Origin of the sequence: Amycolatopsis echigonensis (genome assembly GCF_002846615.1) — a bacterium.
GTDB lineage: Bacteria > Actinomycetota > Actinomycetes > Mycobacteriales > Pseudonocardiaceae > Amycolatopsis > Amycolatopsis echigonensis.
In genome coordinates, this window is record NZ_PJMY01000003.1 from 7,607,695 (window position 1) to 7,632,740 (window position 25,046).

Sequence of the window (25,046 nt, forward strand, 5' to 3'; positions counted from 1 at the left end):
CGCGGGGGGAGGTCGCGGGGGCCGTTCCTGTTCGGTGGTGGGAGCCAGCTACTGGCCGAGGCTCAAGCGGACCGGCTGGTCCGGCGTCCCTTGAGCTCGGCGAGACGTTCGTTCAGCAGGTCCTCGAGCTCGGGGATGGAGCGGCGCTCCAGCAGCATGTCCCAGTGCGTCCTGGGGGGCTTGACCTTTTTTTGCTCGGGCTGCCCGCCGTCGACGATCTCGGATTCGCTGCCGTGCAGGCGGCACTCCCACACCGTCGGGATCTCGGCGTCGTCGGAGAACGGCACCTCGAACTCGTGGTTCTTGGGGCAGGAGTAGCGCACGGTACGGCGCGGAGCGAGATCGTGATTGCGGTCGGTCTCGTAGCTGACCGCTCCCAGCCGGCTTCCACGGAGAACACGGTCGGCCATAGTGGGATTCCTTTCAGTCAGCTCCGGGTGGAGCCAGGGTGATGCTCACCCTATGCAACGAACACAGTGCCCGAGAGATTCCCGGCACGCCATGTCACTGCTCACGATGAGCTGCGTCACCCGTGGTCTTCAGCTTCCTCCAGAGGGAGTCGTTTCGCCCTCTGACGTGACGCGGATACCGCCTTCTTAGTGCGGATATCCCCCAGTCGGGCTAGTTAGGTTAGCGTTAGGGCAACCGTAACTGACCGTGCTGGGCGGCAGCGGGTCCCAGATCCCCCGAGCGGAAGTGAAGGCGGCACAGTACCTGATAACGGACCGTGACCGTTTCGGCATCAGACCGTGCTGAAGCTGAAGATTCAACTACAGAGTGTTCGGTATCAGCCACCACCACGGTGTCCCCCTCGCGGAGAATCACGTCGTCGCGGACCCGCGCGTTGAACCGGCCGGGCAGCCCGCACCAGCAGAGCACCTCGACCTGGACCGGCTGGAGCTCGTCGGCGATTTCGAACAGCCGGGCCGCTCCGGGGAACAGCCGGCTGCGGAAGTCGGTCGCGATGCCGAAGCAGTACACGTCGATGCCGGCCTCGTCGGCGAGTTCGGCGAGCTGGTCGACCTGGTCGGGGGAGAGGAACTGCGCCTCGTCCACGATCACGTAGTCCACGTGCTGCCCGCGCGCCCACTGCTCGCGCACCAGATCCCGCAGGTCGGTGCCGGTCGCGACCTCGGTCGCCCGCCGCGCGATGCCGATCCGGCTGGTGATCTGCGGCGCGCCGGACCGGTCGTGGCGGACCAGCACCAGGCCGCGCCGCCCCTGGCGCGCGTGGTTGTGGTCGATCTGCAGCGCCAGCGTCGACTTCCCGCAGTCCATCGGGCCGTAGCAGAACTTCAGCCGTCCCCGCGCGGGACCGTTGCGCCGGGCCCCGGCGGGCGGGGCCGCGGAAAGCGCGTCGGTGGGGTCGTCGAGCACAACGTCGTCTGCAGCGGTCACGACGACCGACCCTATCGGGGCCTCACAGCACCTCCGGCGGACGGTTGCCGGCGGCCGCGATCGCGCGCCGCACCGGCACCAGCGCGACGAACACGAACCCGAGCACGAAGAACACCACGAGCGCGACGATCGCCAGCCGGAACGACCCGGTCGCCTGCCCGACGCCGGCGAACACCAGCGGCCCGAGCCACGACGTGCCCTTCTCGCCGACGACGTAGAGCGAGTAGTACTGCGCGTCCTTCCCCGCCGGGATCATCTGGCTGAACAGCGACCTGGCCAGCGCGTTCGTCCCGCCCAGCACCAGCCCGATGCCGATCGCCACGGCGAAGAACTGCAGCGGCTGCTTCGGCTGTACGAAGTACGCCCCGCCGAGGACCACGACCCAGAGCACGAGACTGACCAGGATCGTCCGCTTCGCGCCCAGTCGTCGCGCGAGCAGGCCGTGCAGGACGCCGCCCGCGTAGGCGAGGAACTGGATCACCAGCACCGTGATGATCAACACCTCGTCGGAGAACCGCAGCTCGTCCTTCCCGTACTGCGCCGAGACCGTGACGACGGTGTTGATCCCGTCCGCGAAAAGCAGGTAGCTGCCGAGGAAGGCGAGCGTGAGCGGATACGCCTTCGCCTCGCCGAGCGTCTGGCGCAGCTCGCCGAAACCGGCCCGCAGCACCGAGACGCCGCGCGCGGTCGCGGTCGGCACGTGGACGCGGGGGAGCCGGCGCAGGGTCGGGACAGTGAACACGGCCCACCAGATGCCCGAGGTGAGAAAGCAGATCCGGACCGCGAGACCGGTGTCGATGCCGAGGGATTCGCGGCTGAGGTAGAAGGCGAGCTGCAGCGCGAGCGCGAGCCCGCCCCCGAGGTAGCCGAACGCCCAGCCCTTGGCCGAGACGTCGTCGCGCTCGTCCGGCGTCGCGATGTCCACCAGGAACGAGTAGTAGACGACCAGCGAACCGCCGTACCCGATGTTCGCGAGGACGAACAGCGCCGCGCCCAGCTGCCAGTCCGAACCGGCCATGAAGAACATCAGCGCCGACGCCGCCGCGCCGAGCACGGCGAACCAGCCGAGGATCTTGCGCTTGTTGCGGCTGCGGTCGGCCACCGCGCCCGCGATCGGCAGCACCAGAACCTGCACCACGGTCGCCACCGACAGCAGGTAGCCCCACAGCGATCCGGCGGGGAAGTGGAGGCCGAACAGCGACACGTCGCAGTGGTTGAGCTTGTCGTCGGCTCCGGCCGCGTTGAGGCAAGCCCTGTCCCCGTTAAGGGTGATGTTCTGCTTCGCGTCCGCCGCCGCAACGGAGCTCATGTACAGCGCCCCGAACACCGTCGTGACCGACGAGTAGAACGGCGAATTGGCCCAGTCGTAGAAGTACCAGCCCCACCGTTCCCGTTTGCTGTCCCGGGTCTCGGCCAGCGTCATCCACGGCTCCTCGTTCGGTGCGAATCTCCAGGTCGCGCCGGACATTACTGGCGCGGGCCCGGTCGGTACCGCCGAAGGGGGCAAACCGTGTCCGGTTCGTCGCTTCCGGTTCCGCCACGCCGCGCGACGGACCGCGCGACACGCCGGGCCGGGCGTGTCGCTGCCGGGATAGCCGGGCGTGTCATGTGAGACTGCTGTGCGTGGTGTGACTCTTGTGGTCGATGAGTCACGTGCTTAGTGTGCGTGGCATGACCACTCGCGTTCGCACTGCCAGACGGGCCGCAGCCAGAGCCTTGCTGCTCGTGGTCGCCGTCCTCGGCATGGAACTCGTCGTCACCGGCGCCGCCTCCGCGGACCCCGCCTCGGGCATCTGGGCCAAGCTCCGCATGTGCGAATCGAGCGGCCGCTACTCGATCAACACCGGCAACGGCTACTACGGCGCCTACCAGTTCGACATCCCCACCTGGCGCAGCGTCGGCGGCCAGGGCCGCCCCGACCAGGCCAGCCCCCGCGAGCAGGACTACCGCGCGCTCTACCTGTACCGGATGCGCGGCTGGCAGCCCTGGGAATGCGGCGGCATGCTCGGCCTGTCCAACGACGGCGACGCCCGCAGCAAGCGCGTCCCCGCCTGGGAAGAGGCCGCCTACATCGGCGGCGGCGGGCTTCCGACCCCGCCCGCGCCCCGGCCCCAGCCCACTCCGCCGCCGGGACCGCCCGGCGCGACTCCCGCCTGGCCCGGCCTCGTCTACGCCTACGGCGACTGCGCCCCCGCGCTGCGCACCTTCCAGCTGCGGATGAACGCCTTCGGCTACGGCTTCAACGGCACCGGCTGCTACTACGACAAGACCCGCACCGCGGTCCTCGACCTGCAGCGCGCCAACGGCATCAACGACTCGGGCCGGCTGGGCCCGAAGACGTGGAAGGCCGCGTGGGAAGGCAAGGCTCCTCGCTGACCCGCGCCGCCTCGGCGTAGCGCGCGGCGAGCTGCCGGAACGCCGTGTTCAGTTCGGCCGGGCCGACGACTTCGATGTCGGCGTCGACCCGGCCTAACGACGCGGCCAGCCCGCGCCACGACCAAGCCCCGAGACTCACCCGGCACCGCTCCGGCCCGAGCGCCTCGATGACGCCTTCGCTCAGGTAGCTCGCCGCTTCCGTCGCCGGCAGATGCAAGATCACCTCGCCGCGGCAGGGCCATTCGCCCGACAGATCCGTCCCGCGGAACCGGGCGGCGACGAACGCGGCGACGTCGGCCAGCCCGCGGTCCGCGAACTTCGGTCCAGTGGGCGTACGCGGCGTGATCCGGTCCGCGCGGAAAATGCGCCAGTCCTCGCGATCGAGATCCCAAGCGACCAGATACCAGCGCCGGCCCCACGTGACGAGATGATGCGGCTCCACGCGCCGAGGCGGCGTATCCGTTGGGGCGTAATCGAACCGGAGCACCTCTCGGGCACGCACGGCGGCGCTCAACGCGACGAGAGTCCGCGGGTCCGTGCTGGGCACCGGACGTTCGACGGCGGTGAAGCTCAAGGCGTCGACGCGATGCCGCAGCCGCGCGGGCATCACCTGCCGCACGGTCTGCAACGCCCGCTTGGCCGCCTCCTCGATCCCCGCCCCGGTCGCCGCCTGCAACGCGATCGCCAGCGCGACCGCCTGGTCGTCGTCGAACAACAGCGGCGGAAGCTGCGCCCCAGCGTCGAGCCGGTAACCGCCGTCCGGCCCCTTCGTCGTGACGATCGGATAGCCGAGCTCCCGCAACCGGTCGACGTCGCGGCGCACCGTGCGCGGACTGACCCCCAGCCGTTCGGCCAGCAGCGCACCCGGCCAATCCCGCCGCGACTGAAGCAATGAGAGCAGCGACAGCAACCGCGCGGAGGTCTTCGGCACGCCGCCGATCCTGCCTCGAATAGCGGTCAGGACCGGTCCGCTACTTCCACGCACCCCGCTCCCGCAGCACCTCGCGCAGCAGATCCGGCCGGTCGGTGACGATCCCGTGCACGCCGAGGTCCAGAAGCGTCCGCATCTGGTCCGCGTCGTCGATCGTCCACGTGTGCACCTCGAACCCGCGCCGCACCGCCGACTTGACGAAGGCCTGGTTGACCACGGTCAACGGCCCCTGCCGCACCGGTACCTGCGCGAGCCAGCCCGCCGCGAACCGGCTCGTCTGCAGCAGCGGAGCCCGGCCGCTCGCCCACAACAGGAAAGCCGACCGCGGCCCCATCGCGGTCAGCAGCTTCGGCCCCGCCAGCCGCCGCAGCCGGGTGAGCCTGCCGTCCGAAAAGGACGCCGCGGCGACCCGCTCGATCGCCCCGGTCCGCTCCAGCGTCCGCACGAACGGGACCACCGCGCTGTCGGCCTTCACGTCGATGTTGAAAAACGCGTCCGGCAGCTCCTCGAGCAGATCCTCCAGCCGCGACAACGGCGCCCGGCCGTCGATCTTCACGTCCTTGAGCTGCGCCCAGGTCTGGGTCGCGATCGCGCCTCGCCCGTCGGTCGTGCGATCGAGCGTCGCGTCGTGATGGACGACGACCACGCCGTCCGACGTGGCGTGCACATCGGTCTCCAGATAGCGGTACCCCTCGGCCACCGCGCGCTGGAACGCCGGAAGCGAGTTCTCCAGCCCGTCCAGGTCGCCGATGTGCCAGCCGCGGTGGGCGAAGGCGCGGGGGAGCGAGTCGGCGAGGTACGGAAACGGTGGACGCATGCGTCCAGTCTGCGCCATCGGTGTGGCCCCGTCGTGAGAACGTGATGGACAGCTAGAGTCCGGCGGGTGAGGGAACTGGCCGAACACGCTCTGACCGGCGACGAACGCGTCGTGCCGCGCCGCACGAACGCCCCGAAACACTGCGGCTGGTGCGGACGCCGCCTGCCCGAAGCGGGCAACGTCGGACGCCGCCGGCGCTACTGCGGACAGTCCTGCCGCCAGCGCGCCTACGAACGCCGGACCGCTCTGCAGCGCAGCGGCCTGCCCGAAGACGCGGTCGTGCTGTCGGACACCGAGATCGCCGCGCTCCAGGACCGGCTCTTCCAGCTGCGCTGCGCCGCGGAGGACATCGTGACCGCCGCCCAGGACGGCGCGTCGGCAGGGGAGCTGCGTCAGCTCGCGGAGGAGATCGCGGCGGCGGCGAAGGATCTCGAACAGCTTCGCTGAGGTCCCCGCGCGACCAGAGATTCGAGTTGACCTTCCACCAGGGTGACAGGTGCAGGGTGAGCCCATGGGCCAGGAGACCGACCGCTACCCGATAGGCGAGCTCGCGCGGGGTCGTCCCGGTTCTGGTCCGACAGCGGAGTAATACGGCCTTTCAACCGGGCGGTCCTGCGCAACGCCCTCGGCCGAAACAACCGGTCCGAAGGACTGGCCCTGATGTACGAGCTCGCCCGACTGCCCGCCCGCGAGCGGCAACGGCTCATCGACATCGCCGAGTTCATGCGAGAGATGCCGCCGCGGTTGCCCGACGACCCGACCTCAGAGCAAGTGGACGGGTGGGTAGAACTGGCCGAACTCGTCTCCGACGACGACTTCCGCCGCGCGACGCGGCAGATGGTGCTCCGTGGCGAAACCGACAACCGCATCGAATTCGGCCTCAACATCCGGCCGACGGTCCTCGAGCACGCCCGCCCCGCTGCCGAGCAGGGAATCGCACCGGGATCGGACGCCGGGCACGTGATCCTCGACCGCATCGTGCCCGCTGATCTCGGCGACGCCGAAGCACAAGCACTGCTCGACTGGCCGAGAACCGGGAAGGACTACTGCCGAACCGCCCGGCGCAGGGGAGAGGCTGAAGTGGTCTCTCCGCTTCCCATGACGCGGCAACTCCACGGCGTCGGAGATGAGCCCGGGGGAGCATCTGCGCGATTCGCTGTCGACGGGTCGCGGAGTCCAAGCCCAGCCTGCCCGTGGTGCGAGCTAGCGCCCAGACGGCCCGCGCGGGCTACGACTGCGGACGCTCCGCAGCCTTCGCCAGATTCTCCAGCGACGCCTCCAGCATCTCGACCGTCGTCGACCGGGCGCGGGAGTTCCGCCCCGTGTCGTCGGGGTCCAGGTCGGACCAGTCGTAGGTGTGAGTCACCTCGGTCCGCGTCGCGCTGAGCGGCTTCAGTTCCCAGCGCCACAGATGCCCCGGCTCCTCCCGACCCGGTTCCGACGGACGCCACGCCACCCGACGACCCTCCTCGAACTCCACGATGCGGTTCTGCCGCACGCCGCTGTACGTCAGCGTCATGGTGAACACATCGCCGACCGCATGGACCCGCTGGCCCGGCTCGGCCTCGGCCAAGTTGTCGTTGCCGTCCCAACTCGGCTGCTGCGCCGGGTCGGCGATCAGTTCGAAAATCCGCTCCGCGGGGGCCTCGATCTCTCGGCTGGCGCGCACGACGCGCGAGGGTTCGTCAGTCACGCGCTCATGCAATCACATCGGCCTCCCGCGCGGTGCCTTCTTTCCGAGACAACCCGTTGAGCGCGCGATAGGTCCGGTTGCTCGCCGCGGCCGCTCGCTGTTCCCGGCCGGTCGCCTCGATGTAGTTCTGACTCGTCGCCAGGCTCGCGTGCCCCAGCAAGGACATGATCTCCGACGCGGTCGCCCCGTCTTCGGCCAGCCGCGTGGCGAAGGTGTGCCGCAAGGCATGGAGATTCGCGCCCGTCGGCACGCGGTCGTGCAGACCCGCCCATCGGTAGCACGACTTCACCAGGTACTCCAGCGCACCGCGGCCGATCGGGTTGCCCGCCCGATCTCGCAGCAGCGGTTCGCTCGCCGGGAAACGCTGCCGGGGAAAGCGACGGCGGCACGAAGCCTGGTAGTCCTCGATCAGCTTCGCCATCGCCGGCTGTACCGGGATCGAGCGGTCCCGGCTGCCCTTGCCGTGGACGTGCAGCCGCAATTCACCGTCACGCCCGACCACCGACCGGGGCGTGAGCGCGCGCATTTCCGCTGCCCGCAGGCCCGCGACCAGCCCGAGTGCCAGAACCAGCACATCCCGCTCCGGCCAAGGATCCCGCGCGCGCCGGGCGCCGTCGGCCGCCGCGGTCAGCAGTTGCTCGGGAGTTTCCTCGCCTCGCAAGGGTTTCGGCGTGAGCGGGGGAGTCTTGGGCCGCGCGACGGCTCCCATCGGATTGCCCGGGAGCAGTCCGTCCGACACGCAGAAGGTGAGGAACTGGTTCCACGTCGACCACGCCCGCAACACCGAACTTTTCGCGTGATTGTCGGCGAACGCGCCGAAGGCGGCCCGCAGCACCGGCGCGGTCAGCTCTTCGACGTCCACCTCGTCGCGACCCAGCTCCGCCTGCAGGAGAGCGGTGATCCCGGCGAGGTCCCGCCGATAGGCGGCAGTGGTGTGCGGCGAGTCCTTGCGCGGCCGCCGTGCCGCGAAGAACGCTTGCTGTGCCTCGGAAACGAGCATAGTGATCTTGTACCGCACAGCACCGACAATTTCGACGCTAGCCGTCGTCTGATATATGATGCATAATAGCGATTATGCATGAAACATGGCTGCGGAAGGGGCTCGACCAGGCTTGAGAAGGGGCTGAATCCCCTTGGGGGACAGCACTTTCCGATCTGCTCGTTTGGCTCCCGGAAGTTCCCCGTGCGGTGCACAATGTCCGTGTTCAGGCCGGTGTAGGCACTGTGGGCAGATCTGGCGCTGGGCCGGATCTGTGACGCGTTGATCTGGCTGAGCGGATCTTCAGGCCGCCTGAGCTCATGTTGGCGCGTCCGACAAAGTTGTTGTACTCCAACCTCAACGTCCAGCCAGTCGTGCTTAATTCGTCACGGTGACGAATTAAGCACGACTGGAACGGCAGTTCTCGTCGGGGATTCCGGGGTTGCTCTCCGCGGGGCGACTCAGGACTCGACCAGAGGCCGCAGGGTCGAACGTGCCGCGAGGCGACGCCGGCTGATGCGGACTGACTGACTCAGCCACCGGCAGCTCACGTCGAAGCGTGCGAAGCCAAGCCTTCCGACGGCGTCAGAAACCCTCAGGAAGCCTCTCCTCAACTCGCTGATCAGCAGGTCAGCAAAACGCCGATAATGTACATTATGTCAAGTAAGCGGCTGGGCGGGATCCCAGACCCGCTCGCCCGCTGAACTGCCTCACCACGCGAGCGGGCCGTCGATGTCCGTGTACGTGCCGGTCGGTCCGTCGGTTCCGATCTGCGCCATCCGGACGATGATCTCCGCGCCCTGTTCGACCGGCTGTCCGCCGCGGCGTCCGTTGATGTCCGTCCGCGTGTAGCCCGGCTCGACGGCGTTGATCCGGATCCCCGGGAACGCCTTCGCGTACTGCACGGTCACCATGTTCACGGCAGCCTTCGACGCCGGGTACGCCACGCCGCGGTACGCGTACTGGTGCGTCGCCGGGTCCGTCACGCGGCCAAGCGATCCCAGCGCACTGCTCACGTTCACCACCACCGGCGCGGACGAGCGTTGCAGAAGCGGCAGGAACGCGTGCAGCACTCGCACGACGCCGAAGACGTTGGTCTCGAACGTTTCCCGCATCAGGTCGGCGGTGGTTTCCACTGCGCCGACCGATTCCCCATCGCTCTTCAGTTCGACAGCGATGCCTGCGTTGTTGACGAGCACGTCCAGTCCCCCGTCCGCCTCAACGGTTTTCGCTGCCGCGAGGACCGACGCCTCGTCGGTGACGTCGAGCTGGACGGTGCGTGTGCCGAGTTCCTCCGCGGCTCGCTGGCCGCGGGCGGCGTCGCGGGCGCCGAGGTAGACAGTGTGTCCGGCGGCGACCAGGCGGCGGGCAGTTTCGTAGCCGAGTCCTTTGGTGGCACCGGTGATGAGTGTTGTGGTCATGGCCGCGAAGGTAGGTGCTGGAGCGCGCGCCAGGTCAAGCGTCGGTGGCAGGATGGACGGATGCCGTTGCCTGAGCCGACGACGCACGACTGGTCTCGTGAGCACGATCCGGAGCATCTGCGGCTGATCCGCGAGAATCCGGCGCGGTACGCGCCGACCGGGACGCGTCACCTGATTCTCGAGGTGCTCGCCTACGCCGCCGACGAGGCTGAGGACCGGGGCGCGGGCCGTGCGGTCGTCGAATTTCACCCGGACGGTTCGGTTTCGGTTTCGGACGACGGGCGCGGGACGCAGATGGCGGTCGGCGACGACGGGCGGCCGGTGCGGAAGCCGGTGATGGCGACGAAAGACTTCCGGTACTTCGATTCTCCGCCCGCCACTCCCCTCCCTGACGGGCATCCGCGGTACGGGATGTCGGTGGTCGCGGCGTTGAGCGAGTGGTTGGTGCACACGAACCGCCGGGCCGAGGGCGCGTGGACGCAGCGGTATCGCCACGGCGTTCCGGCGGGCGAACTGGTCGCGGTGCCGTCGGACGGGACGACAGGGACGACGGTCCGTTTCCTTCCTGCTGCCGGGTTGGGCGGCGAGGTGTCCGCCGAGTCGGTGCGGCCGTTGGCGGAGCGGTTGAGCCGGGTGCTGGCGGTCGAGGTCTAGTCCGCTCCCCTGGGCGGGCCTTGGCTGATGCGGCGCAGGGTGGGTTCGAGGCGGTCGAGGTCGCTGGTGGTGATCAGCTGCCGTTCGTCCCACCAGGTCGCGCCGGCTTCGGCCAGCGGGGCGATCAGGTCGCGGGCCCGGGCCGGGTCGCCCGGTGTGCTGCCGCCGACCACGATCTCGAACTTCTCCCCCGCGCCGTGTTTCCGGGCGTAGGAAACGACGTCCCGGACGTCGTCGGCTCCCGGGACGACGCCGTGCGTGGCGTTCTTGAACAGCGGGGCGATTCCGTCCCAGCGCGCGGCGCGGCGGACCGGCCTGCGGTTGGGCCAGACGGCGGCCAGCCAGACCGGCGGGCGCGGCTGTTGGACGGTGGCGGGCAGGAGGGTGACGTCGCGGACCTGGTAGTGCTTGCCGTCGTGGTCGACCGGGTTGCCGGACCAGTATCGGTCGAGGAGGCCGAGGCTTTCGTCGAGGTGCTCGGCCAGGACGACCGGGTCGGTGGGTTCGCCGAAACTGCCGAACTCGTCCTTGATCGGCCCGCCGAGGCCGGTGCCGAAGATGACCCGTCCGCCGCTGAGGGCGTCGAGAGTGGCGACCTGGCGGGCGAGGTGCTCCGGACGGCGGCGAGGCACCGCGGTGACCAGCGTGCCAATCTTGAGCTTGGTGGTCGCCAGCGCGGCCGCGGTCAGCAGCATCCAGGGATCGCCGAACGGCGCGCCGCGGCGTTTTTCCTTGTCGTGGACCACGTGGTCCCAGAGGAACAGCGCGTCCCAGCCTTCTTGTTCGGCCGCTGCCGCCACTCTCGCCACGGTCCGGGCGTCGGCGAAGTCGCCGAAGTTCGGGATGTTGACCGAGAAGCGCATACGGGACATGGTCCTGGCGGAAGAGCTGGCGCGGCAAGCGAATAAGCGGCTGCACGTAGCCCGGCACCGCGCGTCCGGTAACCGGCAGGGGTGGGCAGCCGTTGACGCAAGTTGTGAATCGATGGTTCACTTCTTCCCGTGGCCTACCGCAGAACGCCCAAAGTCCAGGAGCGCCTCGACGCGCTCCGGGACAGCATCCTGGACGCCACCGTGCGGCAGTTGGCCGAGCACGGGTACTCCGGCTGTTCGGTAGCCGCCGTCGCGGAGCGGGCGGGCGTGGCGGTGGGCACGGTGTACCGGCACTTCCCTACCAAGGCCGACCTGGTCGTGCGGGTGTTCCGGCAGGTCGTGTCCCGCGAGGTCGAGGCCGTGCGGTCGGCCGCGGGCGGACCGGCCGATCCGGTGGCGCGGGTCGTGGCGGTGTTCGAGACGTTCGCGGTGCGGGCGTTGAAGGCGCCGCGGCTGGCGTATGCGCTGCTGGCCGAGCCGGTGGACGCGGTGATCGACGCGGAGCGGCTCGAGTTCCGGCGGGTGTTCCGGGACGTCGTGGCAGAGCATGTCGCCGAAGGAGTGCGGACCGGGGTGTTGCCCGCTCAGGACGCGGCGGTCAGTGCGGCGGCGTTGGTCGGTGCCGCCGCGGAGGTGTTGATCGGCCCGCTGACCAGCGGCGGGTCGGCGGAGGTCAGCGAGTTGAGCACGTTCGTCGTGCGGTCACTGGGAGGTTCGGATGCCCGCAACGCATGAGGTCGTCAATCAGGTTCCGCCGCTGGAGCACGACGTCGCGGCCGATCCGGCGCTGGCGGAGGCGGTCGGGCGCACCGACGCGTCGTGGGTCGTCGACGAGCTGCACGAGCTGGGGCGGCTGGCCGGCAGCGAGCAGGTGCAGGAGTGGAGCCGGCTGGTCAACGAGAACGAGCCGGTGCTGCGCACGCACGACCGCTACGGGCACCGGATCGACGAGGTCGAGTTCCATCCGCATTGGCACGATCTGATGAACGTCGCGGTGTCGCACGGGCTGCAGGCCGCGCCGTGGCGGGACGAGCGGCCGGCCGCGCACGCGGCGCGGGCGGCGAAGTTCTATGTCTGGAGCCAGTCCGAGGCGGGGCACACCTGCCCGATTTCCATGACCTACGCGGCGGTTCCGGCGTTGCGCGCCAATCCCGAGCTGGCCGACAAGTACGAGCCGCTGCTGGCCTCGACCGAGTACGACTTCGGGCTCCGCGAGCCGAGCACGAAACGCGGCCTGATCGCGGGCATGTCCATGACCGAGAAACAGGGCGGTTCGGACGTCCGCGCGAACACCACCACTGCGCGGCCCGCGGGCGACGGCAGCTACCGGCTGGTCGGGCACAAGTGGTTCACCAGCGCGCCGATGTCGGACATGTTCCTCACGCTGGCGCAGGCTCCCGGCGGGCTGTCCTGCTTCCTGCTCCCCCGCGTGCTCCCGGACGGCAGCCGGAACCCGATCCGGTTGCAGCGTTTGAAGGACAAGCTCGGGAACCGGTCGAACGCGTCGTCGGAGATCGAGTACGACGACGCGGTGGGCTGGCTCGTCGGCGAGGAGGGCCGCGGGGTCCGCACGATCATCGAGATGGTCAACAACACCCGGCTCGACTGTGCGCTCGGCAGTGCGTCGGGCATGCGGCTGGGCGCGGTCCGCGCGGTGCACCACGCGACGCACCGGCACGCGTTCGGCAAGGCGCTCGTAGACCAGCCGCTGATGGCGAACGTGCTGGCGGACCTGGTGATCGAGGCGGAAGCGGCGGTGGCGGCGTCGATGCGGCTGGCGGCCGCGGGCGATCGGCGCGACGACGAGCAGGAGCAGGCGTTCCGCCGTCTCGGGCTCGCCGTGACGAAGTACTGGGTGTGCAAGCGGGCCCCGATGCACGCGGCCGAGGCGCTGGAATGCTTTGGCGGCAACGGGTATGTCGAGGAGTCGGGAATGCCGCGGCTGTACCGGGAAGCGCCGCTGATGTCGATCTGGGAGGGTTCGGGCAACGTCGCGGCGCTCGACGCGCTGCGGGCGATGGGACGGCAGCCGGAGTCCGTGGCGGCGTTCTTCGCCGAGGTCGAACTGGCCGCGGGCGGGGACGCGCGCCTCGACGACGCGGTCGACCGGCTCAAGAAGGATCTGTCCGATGTGGACGATCTGGAGTTCAGGGCGCGGCGGGTCGTCGAGTCGATGGCGTTGGTGCTGCAGGGTTCGCTGCTGGTGCGGCACGCGCCGCGCGCGGTGGCGGACGCGTTCTGCGGCACGCGGTTCGGCGGCGACTGGGGCCTGGCTTTCGGTACTTTGCCCGCTGGAACCGACACTTCCGCGATCATCGCCCGCGCCCGCGTCTAGTCCGCGTGTTTCGCCGGACAGGGCGCGGCGGCGCGGGCTACTGTCCCTGCCCGTGACCGAACCTGTTTACGTAACCGAGACGCGGACCGCGTACGACACTGTCGCCGAGAATTACGCCGAGCTGCTGAAGGACTTCCTGCAGGACGCCACCTGGGACCGCGCGGTGCTCACCGCCTTCGCCGAACTCGTCGGCGAAGGGCCGGTCGGCGACCTGGGCTGCGGCCCCGGTCGGCTGACCGGGTATCTCAAGACGCTGGGACTGGACGTCTTCGGCGTCGACCTGTCCCCCGCGATGATCGAGGTCGCCCGCCGGACGCATCCGCACCTGCGGTTTGAGGTGGGCTCCCTCGCCGCGCTCGACCTCGAAGACGGCTCCCTCGCCGGGGCGCTCGCGTGGTACTCGCTGATCCACACGCCGCCCGAGGAGCTTCCGGTGGTGGCCAAGGAACTCGTGCGGGTGCTGCGTCCGGGCGGCTGGCTGCTGACCGCGTTCCAGGTGGGCGACAACGAGCACCGCCGCATCGAGAACGCCTACGGCCACGACATCGCGGCGGATGCCTACCGGCTTGACCCGGATTTCGTCGCGCAGCTGCTGACCGACGCCGGTTTCGTGGTGGACGCGCGGCTGGTGCGCGAGCCTGGCCCGAGCTTCGAAGCGACGCGGCAGGCGTACTTGACAGCCCGCAAGGAGGGCTGAGGAAAGTCCACTGGGGACAGAAGTGGGCGGGGAGTTCTCCCTGCCCACTTCAACATATAGCGCACCCCGGGGCTTGCGGCAAGGCCCGGGTGGTGCTCCACAATCGTCCGCCGGAGCCACTGCCTGCGGAAATACCGCGGGCGGGATCGGCTCCGGTACAGGGGACGAGAAGTTGATGGCGGACGTGATCGTGGTGGGGGCCGGGCCGGCGGGCGTGATGCTGGCCGCGGAGCTGCGGCTGCACGGGGTGCGCGTGGTCGTGCTGGAGAAGGAGGCGGAGCCGCCGAAGTTCGTGCGCGCGCTGGGGATGCACTCGCGCAGCATGGAGGTCTTGGACCAGCGGGGAATGCTGGAGCCGTTCCTCGCCGAGGGCACGACGCACCCGGTCGGGGGTTTCTTCGCGGGGATCCCGCGTCCCGCTCCGGAACGGCTGGACACCTCGCATCCGTACGTGCTGGGGCTTCCGCAGCCGATCACCGACCGGCTGCTGGCCGAGCACGCGGTCAAGGCGGGTGCGGAGATCCGGCGCGGATGCGAGGTCGTCGGGCTGAGCCAGGACGGCGACGGGGTGAGCGTCTCGCTGGCCGACGGCGGCGAACTGCGGGCGCGTTATCTCGTCGGCTGCGACGGCGGGCGGAGCACGGTGCGCAAGGCGCTCGGCGTGGCGTTCCCGGGCGAGCCCGCGCGCCGCGAGGTGTTGCTGGGCGAGATGGAGGCGACGGCGGATCCGGCCGAAATCGCCGCGGTAGTCGGGGAAATCCGCAAAACGCAGCTGTGGTTCGGGGTCGGTCCGCTCCGCGACGGGCTGTTCCGCGTGGTCGTGCCCGCGGCCGGAGTGATCGAAGACCGGGAGGCGCGGACGCCGACGCTGGAGGAGGTCAAACATCAGCTGCGCGAGTACGCCGGGACGGATTTCGGCGTCCACTCCCCTCGCTGGCTCTCGCGATTCGGGGACGCGACCCGGCAGGCCGAGCACTACCGCGTCGGCCGGGCACTGCTGGCCGGCGACGCGGCGCACGTCCATCCGCCGCTGGGCGGGCAGGGCCTCAACCTCGGCATCCAAGACGCGTTCAACCTCGGCTGGAAACTCGCCGCCGAGGTCAACGGCTGGGCTCCGGCGGGGTTGCTGGACACCTACGAGGCCGAGCGGCACCCTGTGGCGGACGCCGTGCTGGACAACGTCCGGGCGCAGGCCGTGGTGATGTCACCCGATCCGGACGGGCGCGCGATGCGGCGGCTGATGACGGAGCTGATGGCCTTCGAGGAGGTCAACCGGCTGCTGCTGGAGAAGGTGCTCGCGCTCGACATCCGCTACGACTTCGGCGACGGGCATCCGCTGCTCGGCCGGCGGATGCCGGATCTGCCGCTCAAGCGAGGGCGGCTGTACGAGCTGATGCACCAGGGCCGCGGGCTGTTGCTGGACCAGAGCGGGCAGCTGTCGGCGGAGGGCTGGGCGGACCGGGTCGACCACGTCGTCGACGTGAGCGAGGACCTCGACGTGCCGGCTGTCCTGCTGCGGCCGGACGGGCACGTGGTCTGGACCGGACAGGATCAGGACGAGCTGAACACGCGGTTGTTGCAATGGTTCGGCGCGAAGCGATGAGGACGTAGCGGGGTCGAGCGGGTTCCCGGCTTCCCTGGGGGTGCCGGGAACCCGCTCGGCCGCGGTCAGGGGTGCACCGGACCGCCCCAGCAGTCCTGTTTGCCCAGCCGTACGGACGTGTTGGTGTACACGCCGTCGGCGATGGTGTCCTGCATGATCGACCGCTGGTCCGTCGGGCGCGGCCACTGGTAGCACCAGTGCTGGGCGAAGTAGCCGCCCGCCGCCTGGATCGGGTCGAAATCGCAGATGCCGTCGGTCTGGATGCAGTAGCGGATGGACCGGACGCCGGCGAAGTCCGGGCGGCCCGCGCCGAACGACACGTAGCCGCCGAACGGCGAGGGCAGGCCGGTCCCCGGCGGCAGCGTCGCGCTGATCCCGGTCCCGGCCGGGCCGGGCGGCTGCATCGGGTCGGCGAACAGTTTGGCGCTGAACTTGGCCTTGTCCACGCCCAGCTGTCCGTCGGCGATGTCGTTGAGCACCATGTTCGCCACGATCGCGCCCTGGGAGTAGCCGACGACGGTGAACTCGGCGTCCGGGTTCTCGCGGTAGGCGTCCTGGACGACCTGGCGGCCCCGGTCGTGTCCGATCGCGACGCTCCGGTCCATCGGGGTCTGGTCGCAGTTGGGCGCGCCGGCGGCTCCGGCGGGGTAGTCCACGACCCGCGCGATGCCGCCCCGCAGCCACTCCGGACGGTAGACCGACGCCTTCCCGTCGCAGGTGCCGCCGATCAGGATGTAGTAGTGCGCGTCGTCGGCGTGCGCCGGCGCGGCGCTGGCGAATCCCGCGCCGAGCGTGGCGACGACCGCGCCGATCAGCGCGATCCTCCTGGCTTTCTTTGCCATCGGGTCCCCTCCGCATCGAATGGTCAAGGTGTTGCTGAACGCATTCGGAAAGCTAGGGAAAACCCATGAAATCCTGCTGAAAGCATGATCGCCGCCGGACCGTGGCGTCGGCCGATGCCGCTGGTCAGGCCGCACCGGCACCCGATCCGAGTCCACTGGATCGGGTGATCCGCGGCGGACGCCGCCTCCCGGTCAACCCGGACTGCTCCCCCGGCGTGCGCCGCGAGCAGGAGGAACGTCGCGCAGGGGCGGGCCGGCGACCACGGTGTTGTGGACGGTGCCGATCCCTTGCACGGTCATGCGGACGGAGTCGCCGACGCGCAAGGGCGGCGGTTGCCGGTCGCCGTGCCATCCCCACAGTTCGGCGAGGCAGCCGCTCCCGCAGGTTCCGGAGCCGAGCACGTCGCCGGGCCGGACCCAGGTGCCGCGGCTGGCGTAGGCGATCAGTTCGGCGAAGGCCCAGGCCATGTTCGCGAGCGTGTCGCCGCCGATGCGGGTGTCGTTGACGAAAACCTCCATGGCCAGGTCGTACCGGCCGCCGCTTTCGCAGTCGGCCAGTTCGTCCGGGGTGACGAGCACGGGGCCGAGGGTGGTGGCGGTGTCCTTGCCCTTGGCCGGTCCGAGTCCGACGCGCATTTCCCGGCTCTGCAGGTCGCGGGCGGACCAGTCGTTGAGGATGGTGAACCCGGCGATGTGGTCCGCGGCCTCGGCGACGGACAGGTTGAAGCCCGCTTTGCCGATGACCACCGCGACTTCGAGTTCGAAGTCCAGCACTTCGCATCCGGGCGGCATCGGGACCGGTGCGCCGGAACCGATCGCGGCGTGCGGGTTGGTGAAGTAGAAGGCGGGCGCTTCGTACCAGGCGTCCGGGATCTCGCTGCTCCCGGTGATCGCGCGGAGCGAGCCGGCCGTGTGCTGTTCGAAGGTGATGAAGTCGCGGATGCTGGCGACCGGCACCGGGACAGCGATCGATGCGGTTTCGTCCCAGTCCTCCCCCTGGCCGACCGTCGCGGGGTCGCCGGCGGCGAGCACCTCGAAGACGTCCGCGGTCGCGGGGAGCAGGTCGATGCGATCGCCGTCGACGACGCCGTAGCGCTGCACACCGTCGACAAGTACGGAACCGATTCTCATGCAGTCTCCTCGTCGAAGATCGCCACCGCGCGGGTCCAACCGGCCGACGCCGCGTGGATCTTGACCGGGAAGCAGGCGATCTGGAATCCGGTGGCCGGGAGGCTTTCCAGGTTGTGCAGCTTCTCGATGTGGCAGTAGCCGATCTCGCGACCGGCTCGGTGGCCCTCCCAGATGACGGAGGGGTCGTGGTCGCGGGCGTAGCGTTCGGCGGTGTACCGGAACGGGGCGTCCCAGCTCCAGGCGTCGGTTCCGGTCACCCGCACCCCTTGCTCGAGCAGGTGCAGGGTGGCGGCGCGGCCGATTCCGCAGCCGGAGTCGACGTAGTCGTCCTGGCCGTAGCGGGCGCCGGCCCGGGTGTTGACCACCACGATGTCGAGCGGGCGCAGCCGATGGCCGATCCGGTCGAGTTCGGTGTCGATGTCGGCGGGCGTGACGACGTGGCCGTCGGGCAGGTGGCGGAAGTCCAGCTTGACTCCCGCCTGGAAGCACCAGTGCAGGGGCACCTCGTCGATCGTCATGGCCCGGCGGCCTCCGTCCATAGTGGACGCGTAGTGGTAGGGGGCGTCGAGATGAGTGCCGGTGTGAGTGGTGGCCTCGATGCGCTCGATCGCCCAGCCTTCGCCGTCGGGCAGGTCCGCGGCCGTCGCGCCCGGGAAGAAACGGAGCAGATCCGGGACGGACTGCCGGTGGTCGACGTAGCTGATCGAGGGCCGGTGGCCGGGCGGGTCGGAGGCGATCCCGCCCCGCAGCGGGACCGAGATGTCCACGAGCTGTCGCATGGCTGCTCCTTATCGCGGGATGACCGGGACGAGCAGATGGGAGGCGTGGTCGCCGCCGACGTGGATGGCGGCGGTCGTCGCCGGGCGGTGGAGATCGGGGTGGTCGTGGGTCATGAAGCCGAGGTCGCTGTCCCCGGGGACCAGCTCCAGGCGGAGCCGCTCGCCCGGGGCGAGGGTGATGCTGGTCGGCCAGATCTCGACCTCGAGCAGGGCCGGCTCGTCGGGCGCGAGGGGGATCTCGCGGGTGTGGGGGTGCCACGGCCGGTACGGCAGTGACTTCTCGGCATCGGTCTCGCGGTGGGAAGCCTTGAGCCAGCCCAGGGTCATCGGGACCGGGCCGCCCTGGGGGCCGACCGCCGGGATCGGCTCGCCGTCCGCGCCGATGTGCTGCACTCGCGCGAAGACGTCGAGGTCGTCCTGGTCGGCGCTGAGCCACAGGCGCAACGCGACCGGACCGGTCAGCTCGAGCGGCTCGGACACCGGGGCGGTGTCGAAGCTGGCGGGATACGCCACCGTCGCAGCGTCTGCGGGCGGCTCCCAGTCGAGGACACCGTCGCCGAGATGGAGCTCGCGCCACTGCGTCTGCGGAAGCGGGAAGTCCGTGGCGTCTCGCCATTCGACCTCCCGCCCGTGCCGGATCGCCAGCCGCACCGGAGCCACGCCGTCCATGCGGTCGGGCTGGTCTTTGAGGAAACGGTCGAGGAAGCGCAGTTGCAGATCCAGTGCCCACTCGGCGTAGTAGGGATCGATGTGGGTGCCGGTGTGCACCACGAGCCACTTGTCCCGCGAGGCCGCACGGGCCCAGCCCTCGATGTTGCCGCGCAGGTGGACGTGCAGGGCGCCCCAGTTGCCGGCCGACAGCACCGGCGCGGTGACGCGGTCGAGATCGACGATGTGCGCTTGGTGGTAGTCGTCGAGCACGGGATGGCGTGGGAGCACTTCGCGCCAGTCGTCGCCGTCGTCGCTGTTGCGCTGGGGGGTGATCTGGCGGTTCCACCAGAACTCGATGAACCCGTGGGCGTACAGGCCGCCCTGGTAGACGAAGTCGCGGTAGAAGTCGGTCGCGCCTTCCCAAGCCACGATCGCGGCGAGATGCGGCGGCTGGAGCTCCGCGACCCGCCAGCCCATCATCGCGAGCCACGAGATGCCGCTGGACGCCACCTTGCCGTTGGCCCACGGCTGCTGCGCCGCCCACTCGACGACGTCGTAGAAGTCCTCGGAATCGCCCGGGCTCATCAGGTCCATCCGGCCGGGCGACTTGCCGGTGCCCCGGGTGTCGGCGCGCAGCACCGCGTAACCGCGGGCCGTCCACCACTCGGGATCCGGGGTCTCCCAGACCATGTGCCCGTGCTGCGGCACCAGTTCGTAGAGCGGATAGCGGTCCGGCCAGTGCACGTCCTTGCCGTACGGGCTGATCGACGCCAGCACGGGAAACGCGCCGTCGTCGTCCGGCAGGAACACGTCGGCCAGGATCGGCGAGCCGGTGCGGGTGGGGACCTCGATGTCCCGTTCGATGCGCATCTCAGAACTCCTGTGGGGTGGGCAGCCGCTGTTAAAGCCAGTCGACTTGCGTCAGGAGTATGCGGCGCTCCTCCACTAAAAGCAAGCGGACTTGTATTAGAGTGCATGCCGTGAGCGATGCGGAGGTCCGGAGACGGCCGGGCGGACGGACGGCCCGCGTGCGCGCCGCGGTCCTCGAGACCACCAGCCTGCTCCTGCAGGAGCAGGGCCTGGCGGACCTGAAAGTGTCCGAGGTGGCCCGGCGCGCGCAGGTGAACGAGACGACGATTTTCCGGCGGTGGGGCACTCGCGAGAACCTCATCATCGACGCCTTGCTCGCCGACGCCGCCGAACAACTCCCGGTGCCCGACACCGGGAACCTGCGGGACGATCTGGTCGCCTACGCCACAGCGCTCGCGAAATACCTGACCTCGCCCGCCGGCAACGCCCTGGAGCGAACGCTGGCCTCGGCCGGCGACGACCCGGCCACCCAGCAGCTGCGCGACCAGTACTGGAACTCCCGCTACGCCCAGTCCGGCCAGATCGCCGCACGGGCGATCAAACGCGGAGAGCTGCCCGACGGCACCGATCCCCGCTTTGTGCTCCAGATGCTCGTCGCGCCATTGCACTTCAGAATCGTGCTCACCCGCGAGCCGCTCGAACCGGACCTGCCCACCCGCATTGTCGACGCCCTCCTCCGAGGGCTCGGCGCGGCCGCTGGACCTCCGCAGCCGAGGCCGGAACTCTCCTGAGACGCGGAGGGCGAGAACGTGACTCTCGCCCTCCGCTGCGACCTGTCCCGAATTGGCGACCGTGTTTCCTGCGACCCGCAGGAGGTGAGCGGGCCGTGTCCGACAGACTCATTCGCTCGCCGGGCACGGCTGAATGACGCACCGTAGCCCGCAGAATGGCCACCACTGCTGGAAAGGGTGACTCGCGAAGCCGCCAGTCACACCATCCCGCCGCGCAGTCCGGAGCCTCCGACTGCGCGAGGCTCGCGAGCGGGTTCAGCGGACGCGGGGCGTGAACTCCGCGAGATCCGGCAGCGGCGGCACCGCCCGGGCATACGCGTCCGCGGCCAGCACTCCGGTGGTGACCCGGGTGGCGGTGCGGCGGCCGAGTTCGTCGAGGATTTCCTGTTCAGTCCGGCCCCGGGCGAGCAGCAGCAGGAAGGGGTCGGCGTCGAGCAGCCACGCGACCTGGAACGACAGCGCGGCGGCGTGCCGGCACGGGAGTTCCCAGCCGGGGCAGTCGCAGTCCGGGTCGAGGTCGCCGATGCCGGGCAGCAGCGGGACGACCTCGGCCAGCTCCGGCGGCAGGTGCCGGTCGAGCAGCGCGGCGAGGTGCCCGGAGTGGTCGGCGGCGCGGTCGAGCAGCAGCTCCCAGTCCGTCGCGGACAGTTCGGCCAGGTGCACGCCGGTGCGGTACGGGCCGTCGTCGGCGTCGTCGGCGTCCTCGGTGGTCGCGGTGATCAGGCCCGGGCTGACCGTGATCGGGCCGACCAGGCCCGCCGCGGCGTAGCTGCGGCCCTTCTTCAGCTGCCGCAGGTCGAGCGCGGTGTCCTCCATCGCCTGCAGCCACGCGCGGCCCCACCAGGTGCGGGCGAACGGGCCGCGGCCGGCGCGGGCGGGGAACGCAGGGAATCCGCGGACCCGGTCGGTCATCGCGGCCTCCGGAGGGTGACGAGCTCGGCCAGTTCGGCGTCGGTGAGTTCGGTGAGCGCGGCCTCGCCGGAGGCGAGCACCGCGTCGGCGAGCGCGCGTTTCTCCCGCAGCATCACCGCGATCCGGTCCTCGACCGTGCCTTCCGCGACCAGCCGGTGGACCTGCACCGGCCGGGTCTGCCCGATCCGGTACGCGCGGTCGGTCGCCTGGTCCTCGACCGCCGGGTTCCACCACCGGTCGTAGTGCACGACGTGGTCGGCGCGGGTGAGGGTGAGCCCGGTGCCCGCGGCCTTGAGCGACAACAGGAACACCGGCACGTCGCCGTTCTGGAAGCCGCGGACCAGCTCCTCGCGCCGGGCGACCGGGGTTCCGCCGTGCAGCAGCTGCGCCGGGACGCCGCGCGCGGCGAGGTGCCGTTCGAGCAGCCGCGCCATCACCACGTACTGGGTGAACACCAGCACGGCGCCGTCCTCGGCGAGGATCGTGTCGAGCAACTCGTCGAGCAGTTCGAGCTTGCCGGACCGGCCGGCGAGCGTGCTGTCCTCAGGCTCGCCGAGGAATTGCGCGGGGTGGTTGCAGATCTGCTTGAGCGCGGTGAGCAGCTTGACCACGCGGCCGCGGCGAGCCATGCCGTCGCTCCCGGAAATGTCGGCCATCAGCTCCCGCACCGTTGCCTCGTACAGCGCGGCCTGCTCGGCGGTGAGCGACACCGGCCGGTCGGTCTCGGTCTTCGCCGGAAGCTCGGGCGCGATGCCCGGGTCGGATTTGCGGCGGCGCAACAGGAACGGCCTGAGCAGCCGGGATAGCTGTTCGGCGACGGCCGGGTCGGCCCCGGATTCGACCGGCTTTCCCCAGCGCCGGCGGAAGTCGGCGAGCGGACCGAGCAGGCCGGGCGTGGTCCAGTCGAGGATCGCCCACAGCTCGGTGAGCGTGTTTTCCACCGGCGTGCCGGTGAGCGCGACTTTCGCCGCGGAAGGCAACAGCCGCAACGCTTTCGCGGTGTCGGAACGATGGTTCTTCACGTGCTGCGCCTCGTCGGCGACCAGCAGATCCCAGCTCACCTCCGCCAGCGGCGCGGGGTCCGTGCGCAGCGTGCCGTAGGTGGTCAGGACGAAGCCGCCGCCGAGATCGTCCAGCGACCGCGCGGTGCCGTGGAACCGGCGCACCGGCGTCCCGGGCGCGAACCGGCGGATTTCCGTTTCCCACGTGCCCAGCAGCGAAGCCGGGCACACGACCAGCGTCGGGCCGGCATCGCGGTGCAGGTGCAGGGCGATGAGCGTGACGGTTTTGCCGAGCCCCATGTCGTCGGCGAGGCAGCCGCCCAGGCCCAGCCCGGTGACGGTGTCGAGCCAGTGCAGGCCGCGCAGCTGGTAGTCGCGCAAGGTCGCCGCCAGCCCGGCCGGCTGCGGCACCGGCCCGGGATCGGCCGACAGCCGCGCGCGCAGCTCCTCGAGCCAGCCGTCGGTGCGGACGTCGACCTGGTCGCCGTCGACCTCGGTGCGGCCGGTGAGCGCGACGCCGAGTGCCTCGATCGCGGTCAGCGGCTTGAGCGTGCGATCCCGGGCGCGGTCGGCGGTAGTGCGGTCCAGCAGCACCCACCGGTCCCGCAGCCGGACGACCGGACGCTGGGCTTCGGCGAGCGCGTCGAGCTCCGCGACGCTCAGCTCGCTGTCGCCGAGCGCGAGCTGCCAGTCGAACTGCAGCACCCGGTCGCCGCCGAAGAACGACCGCGCGTCGGACGGCGCGTCGCCCGGCCGGACCACCGCGCGGGCGGCCAGCCCGGTCAGCTCCGCGGGCCAGTGCACCGCCAGTTCCGCGGCGTCGAGCGCGCCGGCGAGCAGTTCGGCGATCTCGCGGTCTCCCAGCGCGACCGACGACGGAACCGCCGCCGACAGCAGCGGAGCCAGCGCGGGCCACACTTCGGCCCCGTGCCGCAGCGTCAGCAGGACCTCGTGCCGCGCCTCCTGGCTTCCGGTGCGCCACAGCTCTTGCGCGTCGACCAGCGGTTCGCTCCCGCCGTGCACCTGGACGACCGCGCGGAACCGGCCGCCCGCCAGGTCGTCGGATTCGATCCGCAGCGACACCCGCAGCGCCGGCCGCACCCCGGCGACGTCGCCGAGGAACCGCAGCAGCAGCGGGTACGGCTCCGGCAACCGCGCCGGATCTCCCGGGATCGGCGCCGCGTGGGCGTGCGGCGGCATCGCGTCGGCGAGGCGGCGCAGCCACGCTTCTTCGTCGGGGTCGAGCGGTCCGGTCCATCCGGCCGAGGCGCGCCGTTCCGCGGCTTCGGCGGCCAGCGCCCAGAACCGAGCCGACGGATCTGTCAGCGACCGCAGGACCGGCACCGCCTCCGCAGTCGGCAACCGCAGCGCGGGCACGGTGCGCACCCCGTCCGGCAGCACGACCTCGACCGTGCCGGGAGTCCCGGGACCGTCCGGCTCCGCGCCGTCCGGTCTCCAGAACACGATCCGGCCCGGCTCCACCACTGCTGAATTCAGTGCTCCGCCCTCCCCTGGCTGGCCGCTCCACGCTAGCCTACCGGAAAACTCCGTACTGCGTACAAGGAGCGAAATGGACACCGAGGAGGCGGGCGATCCGCGGCGGACCATCGAACTGCTCTGGGGCGTGCCCGGTCCCCCGCGCCGCGGCCCGAAACCGAAGCTCTCGGTCGAGCACGTGGTGTTCGCCGGGATCCGGATCGCGGACGCAGACGGGCTGGAGGCGGTCACCATGCGGCGGATCGCCGACGAACTGGGCGTCGCGACGATGTCGCTCTACACCTACGTGCCCGGCCGCGCCGAGTTGCTGGCGCTGATGCTCGACCACGCACACGGCGAACTCCCCGGCGAGCTGCCGGAGGGCTGGCGGGCCGGGCTCGCCGCGGTCGCCGAAGACCTGTGGCGGCTCTACCACCGGCACCCGTGGCTGCTGGAGATCCGCGTCGGCCGCCCGACGCTGGGCCCGCACACTTTCGCCAAATACGAGCGCGAGCTGGCCGCGATGGACGAGCTCGACCTCGACGACGTCCAGCTCGACGCGATCGTCAGCCTGCTCAACGGACTGGTCGCGGGCGCGGCACGCGGTTCGGTGGACGCGACCCGCGCCGCGCGCCGCAGCGGGATGAGCGACCTCGACTGGTGGAACCGCTCCGCGCCGGTGCTGGCCGAGATCCCGGCGGCGGACCCGGCGCACTTCCCGCGCGCGAGCCGGGTCGGCACCACCGCGGGGCTGGCTTACGGCGGATCCTCGGATCCCGAGCACCATTTCCGGTTCGGGCTCGAGCGCATCCTCGACGGGATCGGCCAGCTCGCCGGCGCCTGACCGCGCGAAATTGTCGGGGCCTCGGTTTACCGT

25 protein-coding genes are annotated in these 25,046 nt (G+C 70.5%); 9 read left to right on the top strand and 16 right to left on the bottom strand.

The genetic code is table 11. The features are described 5' to 3' along the window. Nucleotides 1-62: 62 nt before the first annotated feature. The 3 genes from ATK30_RS40890 to ATK30_RS40900 all read right to left on the bottom strand — a co-directional run bounded on the left by ATK30_RS40890 (nucleotide 63) and on the right by ATK30_RS40900 (nucleotide 2,821). A complete protein-coding gene (locus ATK30_RS40890) occupies nucleotides 63-410 on the bottom strand; it encodes an RNA polymerase-binding protein RbpA (protein WP_009078445.1) in 348 nt (115 codons plus the stop codon). A gap of 226 nt (nucleotides 411-636) precedes the next feature. Next, nucleotides 637-1,398, bottom strand: a complete 762-nt coding sequence (locus ATK30_RS40895) for a thymidine kinase (RefSeq protein WP_208637555.1) — start codon at nucleotides 1,396-1,398, stop codon at nucleotides 637-639. Nucleotides 1,399-1,420: 22 nt separating this feature from the next. Continuing rightward, on the bottom strand, nucleotides 1,421-2,821 hold the full coding sequence (locus tag ATK30_RS40900; RefSeq protein ID WP_101440045.1) for an MFS transporter: 1,401 nt from the start codon (nucleotides 2,819-2,821) through the stop codon (nucleotides 1,421-1,423). A gap of 248 nt (nucleotides 2,822-3,069) precedes the next feature. Between ATK30_RS40900 and ATK30_RS40905 the strand changes: the two genes are divergently transcribed. Continuing rightward, nucleotides 3,070-3,774 (top strand): transglycosylase family protein, encoded by a 705-nt coding sequence (locus ATK30_RS40905; protein WP_101440046.1) that lies wholly within the window; start codon nucleotides 3,070-3,072, stop codon nucleotides 3,772-3,774. On the opposite strand, the gene ATK30_RS40910 is transcribed toward ATK30_RS40905, so the two are convergent. Beyond that, nucleotides 3,707-4,705: a helix-turn-helix transcriptional regulator gene (locus ATK30_RS40910; protein WP_101440047.1), complete on the bottom strand. Its 999-nt coding sequence runs from the start codon at nucleotides 4,703-4,705 to the stop codon at nucleotides 3,707-3,709. The genes ATK30_RS40905 and ATK30_RS40910 overlap by 68 nt on opposite strands. Nucleotides 4,706-4,745: 40 nt before the next feature. Beyond that, complete coding sequence (locus ATK30_RS40915) at nucleotides 4,746-5,522, bottom strand: glycerophosphodiester phosphodiesterase (protein ID WP_101441335.1); 777 nt, start codon at nucleotides 5,520-5,522, stop codon at nucleotides 4,746-4,748. 66 nt (nucleotides 5,523-5,588) lie between these two features. Here ATK30_RS40915 and ATK30_RS40920 point away from each other — a divergent pair, with 66 nt between their 5' ends. Next, on the top strand, nucleotides 5,589-5,969 hold the full coding sequence (locus ATK30_RS40920; RefSeq protein ID WP_101440048.1) for a hypothetical protein: 381 nt from the start codon (nucleotides 5,589-5,591) through the stop codon (nucleotides 5,967-5,969). 315 nt (nucleotides 5,970-6,284) lie between these two features. Here the strand turns inward: ATK30_RS40920 and ATK30_RS45225 are convergent, their stop codons facing one another. The 4 genes from ATK30_RS45225 to ATK30_RS40940 all read right to left on the bottom strand — a co-directional run bounded on the left by ATK30_RS45225 (nucleotide 6,285) and on the right by ATK30_RS40940 (nucleotide 9,615). Beyond that, nucleotides 6,285-6,533 carry a hypothetical protein gene (locus ATK30_RS45225; RefSeq protein ID WP_158242575.1) on the bottom strand — a complete coding sequence of 83 codons (249 nt, stop codon included), beginning with the start codon at nucleotides 6,531-6,533 and terminating at the stop codon, nucleotides 6,285-6,287. Between the two features lie 217 nt (nucleotides 6,534-6,750). After that, nucleotides 6,751-7,215, bottom strand: a complete 465-nt coding sequence (locus ATK30_RS40930) for an SRPBCC family protein (protein WP_208637556.1) — start codon at nucleotides 7,213-7,215, stop codon at nucleotides 6,751-6,753. A gap of 4 nt (nucleotides 7,216-7,219) precedes the next feature. After that, entirely contained in the window at nucleotides 7,220-8,233 is a 1,014-nt protein-coding gene (locus ATK30_RS40935; protein WP_101440050.1) for a tyrosine-type recombinase/integrase, read from the bottom strand. 671 nt (nucleotides 8,234-8,904) lie between these two features. Continuing rightward, nucleotides 8,905-9,615 carry an SDR family NAD(P)-dependent oxidoreductase gene (locus ATK30_RS40940; protein ID WP_101441336.1) on the bottom strand — a complete coding sequence of 237 codons (711 nt, stop codon included), beginning with the start codon at nucleotides 9,613-9,615 and terminating at the stop codon, nucleotides 8,905-8,907. 60 nt (nucleotides 9,616-9,675) lie between these two features. On the opposite strand from ATK30_RS40940, the gene ATK30_RS40945 reads away from it, so the two are divergent. Beyond that, nucleotides 9,676-10,269, top strand: a complete 594-nt coding sequence (locus tag ATK30_RS40945) for a hypothetical protein (protein WP_208637557.1) — start codon at nucleotides 9,676-9,678, stop codon at nucleotides 10,267-10,269. On the opposite strand, the gene ATK30_RS40950 is transcribed toward ATK30_RS40945, so the two are convergent. After that, nucleotides 10,266-11,132 carry an LLM class flavin-dependent oxidoreductase gene (locus ATK30_RS40950; RefSeq protein WP_101440051.1) on the bottom strand — a complete coding sequence of 289 codons (867 nt, stop codon included), beginning with the start codon at nucleotides 11,130-11,132 and terminating at the stop codon, nucleotides 10,266-10,268. The two genes, ATK30_RS40945 and ATK30_RS40950, sit on opposite strands and share 4 nt — an antisense overlap. A 138-nt stretch (nucleotides 11,133-11,270) precedes the next feature. Here ATK30_RS40950 and ATK30_RS40955 point away from each other — a divergent pair, with 138 nt between their 5' ends. The 4 genes from ATK30_RS40955 (at nucleotide 11,271) to rox (ending at nucleotide 15,776) form a co-directional block, all read left to right on the top strand. Continuing rightward, nucleotides 11,271-11,876: a TetR/AcrR family transcriptional regulator gene (locus tag ATK30_RS40955; RefSeq protein ID WP_101440052.1), complete on the top strand. Its 606-nt coding sequence runs from the start codon at nucleotides 11,271-11,273 to the stop codon at nucleotides 11,874-11,876. Further along, nucleotides 11,860-13,476: an acyl-CoA dehydrogenase family protein gene (locus ATK30_RS40960; RefSeq protein ID WP_101440053.1), complete on the top strand. Its 1,617-nt coding sequence runs from the start codon at nucleotides 11,860-11,862 to the stop codon at nucleotides 13,474-13,476. The genes ATK30_RS40955 and ATK30_RS40960 overlap by 17 nt, the downstream gene beginning before the upstream one ends. A gap of 52 nt (nucleotides 13,477-13,528) precedes the next feature. After that, a complete protein-coding gene (locus ATK30_RS40965) occupies nucleotides 13,529-14,173 on the top strand; it encodes a class I SAM-dependent DNA methyltransferase (protein ID WP_101440054.1) in 645 nt (214 codons plus the stop codon). 175 nt (nucleotides 14,174-14,348) lie between these two features. Continuing rightward, nucleotides 14,349-15,776 carry a rifampin monooxygenase gene (gene rox / locus ATK30_RS40970; protein ID WP_101440055.1) on the top strand — a complete coding sequence of 476 codons (1,428 nt, stop codon included), beginning with the start codon at nucleotides 14,349-14,351 and terminating at the stop codon, nucleotides 15,774-15,776. Nucleotides 15,777-15,841: 65 nt separating this feature from the next. On the opposite strand, the gene ATK30_RS40975 is transcribed toward rox, so the two are convergent. The 4 genes from ATK30_RS40975 to ATK30_RS40990 form a co-directional block, all read right to left on the bottom strand. Next, nucleotides 15,842-16,618, bottom strand: a complete 777-nt coding sequence (locus tag ATK30_RS40975; protein WP_208637558.1) for a PE-PPE domain-containing protein — start codon at nucleotides 16,616-16,618, stop codon at nucleotides 15,842-15,844. Between the two features lie 192 nt (nucleotides 16,619-16,810). Then, nucleotides 16,811-17,749 (bottom strand): fumarylacetoacetate hydrolase family protein, encoded by a 939-nt coding sequence (locus ATK30_RS40980; RefSeq protein ID WP_101440057.1) that lies wholly within the window; start codon nucleotides 17,747-17,749, stop codon nucleotides 16,811-16,813. Next, nucleotides 17,746-18,528 (bottom strand): cyclase family protein, encoded by a 783-nt coding sequence (locus ATK30_RS40985; RefSeq protein WP_101440058.1) that lies wholly within the window; start codon nucleotides 18,526-18,528, stop codon nucleotides 17,746-17,748. Before ATK30_RS40985 ends, ATK30_RS40980 begins: the two co-directional genes overlap by 4 nt. Before the next feature lie 9 nt (nucleotides 18,529-18,537). Further along, a complete protein-coding gene (locus tag ATK30_RS40990; RefSeq protein ID WP_101440059.1) occupies nucleotides 18,538-20,049 on the bottom strand; it encodes a CocE/NonD family hydrolase in 1,512 nt (503 codons plus the stop codon). A 110-nt stretch (nucleotides 20,050-20,159) separates the two neighbouring features. Between ATK30_RS40990 and ATK30_RS40995 the strand changes: the two genes are divergently transcribed. Continuing rightward, the gene (locus ATK30_RS40995) at nucleotides 20,160-20,780 is read left to right on the top strand and encodes a TetR/AcrR family transcriptional regulator (protein ID WP_101440060.1); all 621 of its coding nucleotides are present in this window, start codon (nucleotides 20,160-20,162) and stop codon (nucleotides 20,778-20,780) included. Nucleotides 20,781-21,035: 255 nt separating this feature from the next. Here ATK30_RS40995 and ATK30_RS41000 read toward each other — a convergent pair whose 3' ends face one another. Further along, nucleotides 21,036-21,692, bottom strand: a complete 657-nt coding sequence (locus ATK30_RS41000) for an SWIM zinc finger family protein (RefSeq protein ID WP_101440061.1) — start codon at nucleotides 21,690-21,692, stop codon at nucleotides 21,036-21,038. Then, nucleotides 21,689-24,037, bottom strand: a complete 2,349-nt coding sequence (locus ATK30_RS41005; protein WP_463672433.1) for a DEAD/DEAH box helicase — start codon at nucleotides 24,035-24,037, stop codon at nucleotides 21,689-21,691. The genes ATK30_RS41000 and ATK30_RS41005 overlap by 4 nt, the downstream gene beginning before the upstream one ends. A 226-nt stretch (nucleotides 24,038-24,263) precedes the next feature. On the opposite strand from ATK30_RS41005, the gene ATK30_RS41010 reads away from it, so the two are divergent. Continuing rightward, entirely contained in the window at nucleotides 24,264-25,013 is a 750-nt protein-coding gene (locus ATK30_RS41010; protein WP_101441339.1) for a TetR/AcrR family transcriptional regulator C-terminal domain-containing protein, read from the top strand. The last annotated feature ends 33 nt before the right edge of the window (nucleotides 25,014-25,046 follow it).

What these genes read in the sequence shown, in the direction of transcription:
- ATK30_RS40890 (WP_009078445.1), bottom strand. Translation starts at nt 410, where the DNA reads ATGGCCGACCGTGTTCTCCGTGGAAGCCGGCTGGGAGCGGTCAGCTAC.
- ATK30_RS40950 (WP_101440051.1), bottom strand. Translation starts at nt 11,132, where the DNA reads ATGCGCTTCTCGGTCAACATCCCGAACTTCGGCGACTTCGCCGACGCC.
- ATK30_RS41010 (WP_101441339.1), top strand. Translation starts at nt 24,264, where the DNA reads ATGGACACCGAGGAGGCGGGCGATCCGCGGCGGACCATCGAACTGCTC.
- ATK30_RS40905 (WP_101440046.1), top strand. Translation starts at nt 3,070, where the DNA reads ATGACCACTCGCGTTCGCACTGCCAGACGGGCCGCAGCCAGAGCCTTG.
- ATK30_RS40900 (WP_101440045.1), bottom strand. Translation starts at nt 2,821, where the DNA reads ATGACGCTGGCCGAGACCCGGGACAGCAAACGGGAACGGTGGGGCTGG.
- ATK30_RS40985 (WP_101440058.1), bottom strand. Translation starts at nt 18,528, where the DNA reads ATGCGACAGCTCGTGGACATCTCGGTCCCGCTGCGGGGCGGGATCGCC.
- ATK30_RS40990 (WP_101440059.1), bottom strand. Translation starts at nt 20,049, where the DNA reads ATGCGCATCGAACGGGACATCGAGGTCCCCACCCGCACCGGCTCGCCG.
- ATK30_RS40915 (WP_101441335.1), bottom strand. Translation starts at nt 5,522, where the DNA reads ATGCGTCCACCGTTTCCGTACCTCGCCGACTCGCTCCCCCGCGCCTTC.
- rox (WP_101440055.1), top strand. Translation starts at nt 14,349, where the DNA reads ATGGCGGACGTGATCGTGGTGGGGGCCGGGCCGGCGGGCGTGATGCTG.
- ATK30_RS41000 (WP_101440061.1), bottom strand. Translation starts at nt 21,692, where the DNA reads ATGACCGACCGGGTCCGCGGATTCCCTGCGTTCCCCGCCCGCGCCGGC.
- ATK30_RS40940 (WP_101441336.1), bottom strand. Translation starts at nt 9,615, where the DNA reads ATGACCACAACACTCATCACCGGTGCCACCAAAGGACTCGGCTACGAA.
- ATK30_RS40975 (WP_208637558.1), bottom strand. Translation starts at nt 16,618, where the DNA reads ATGGCAAAGAAAGCCAGGAGGATCGCGCTGATCGGCGCGGTCGTCGCC.
- ATK30_RS40980 (WP_101440057.1), bottom strand. Translation starts at nt 17,749, where the DNA reads ATGAGAATCGGTTCCGTACTTGTCGACGGTGTGCAGCGCTACGGCGTC.
- ATK30_RS40960 (WP_101440053.1), top strand. Translation starts at nt 11,860, where the DNA reads ATGCCCGCAACGCATGAGGTCGTCAATCAGGTTCCGCCGCTGGAGCAC.
- ATK30_RS40945 (WP_208637557.1), top strand. Translation starts at nt 9,676, where the DNA reads ATGCCGTTGCCTGAGCCGACGACGCACGACTGGTCTCGTGAGCACGAT.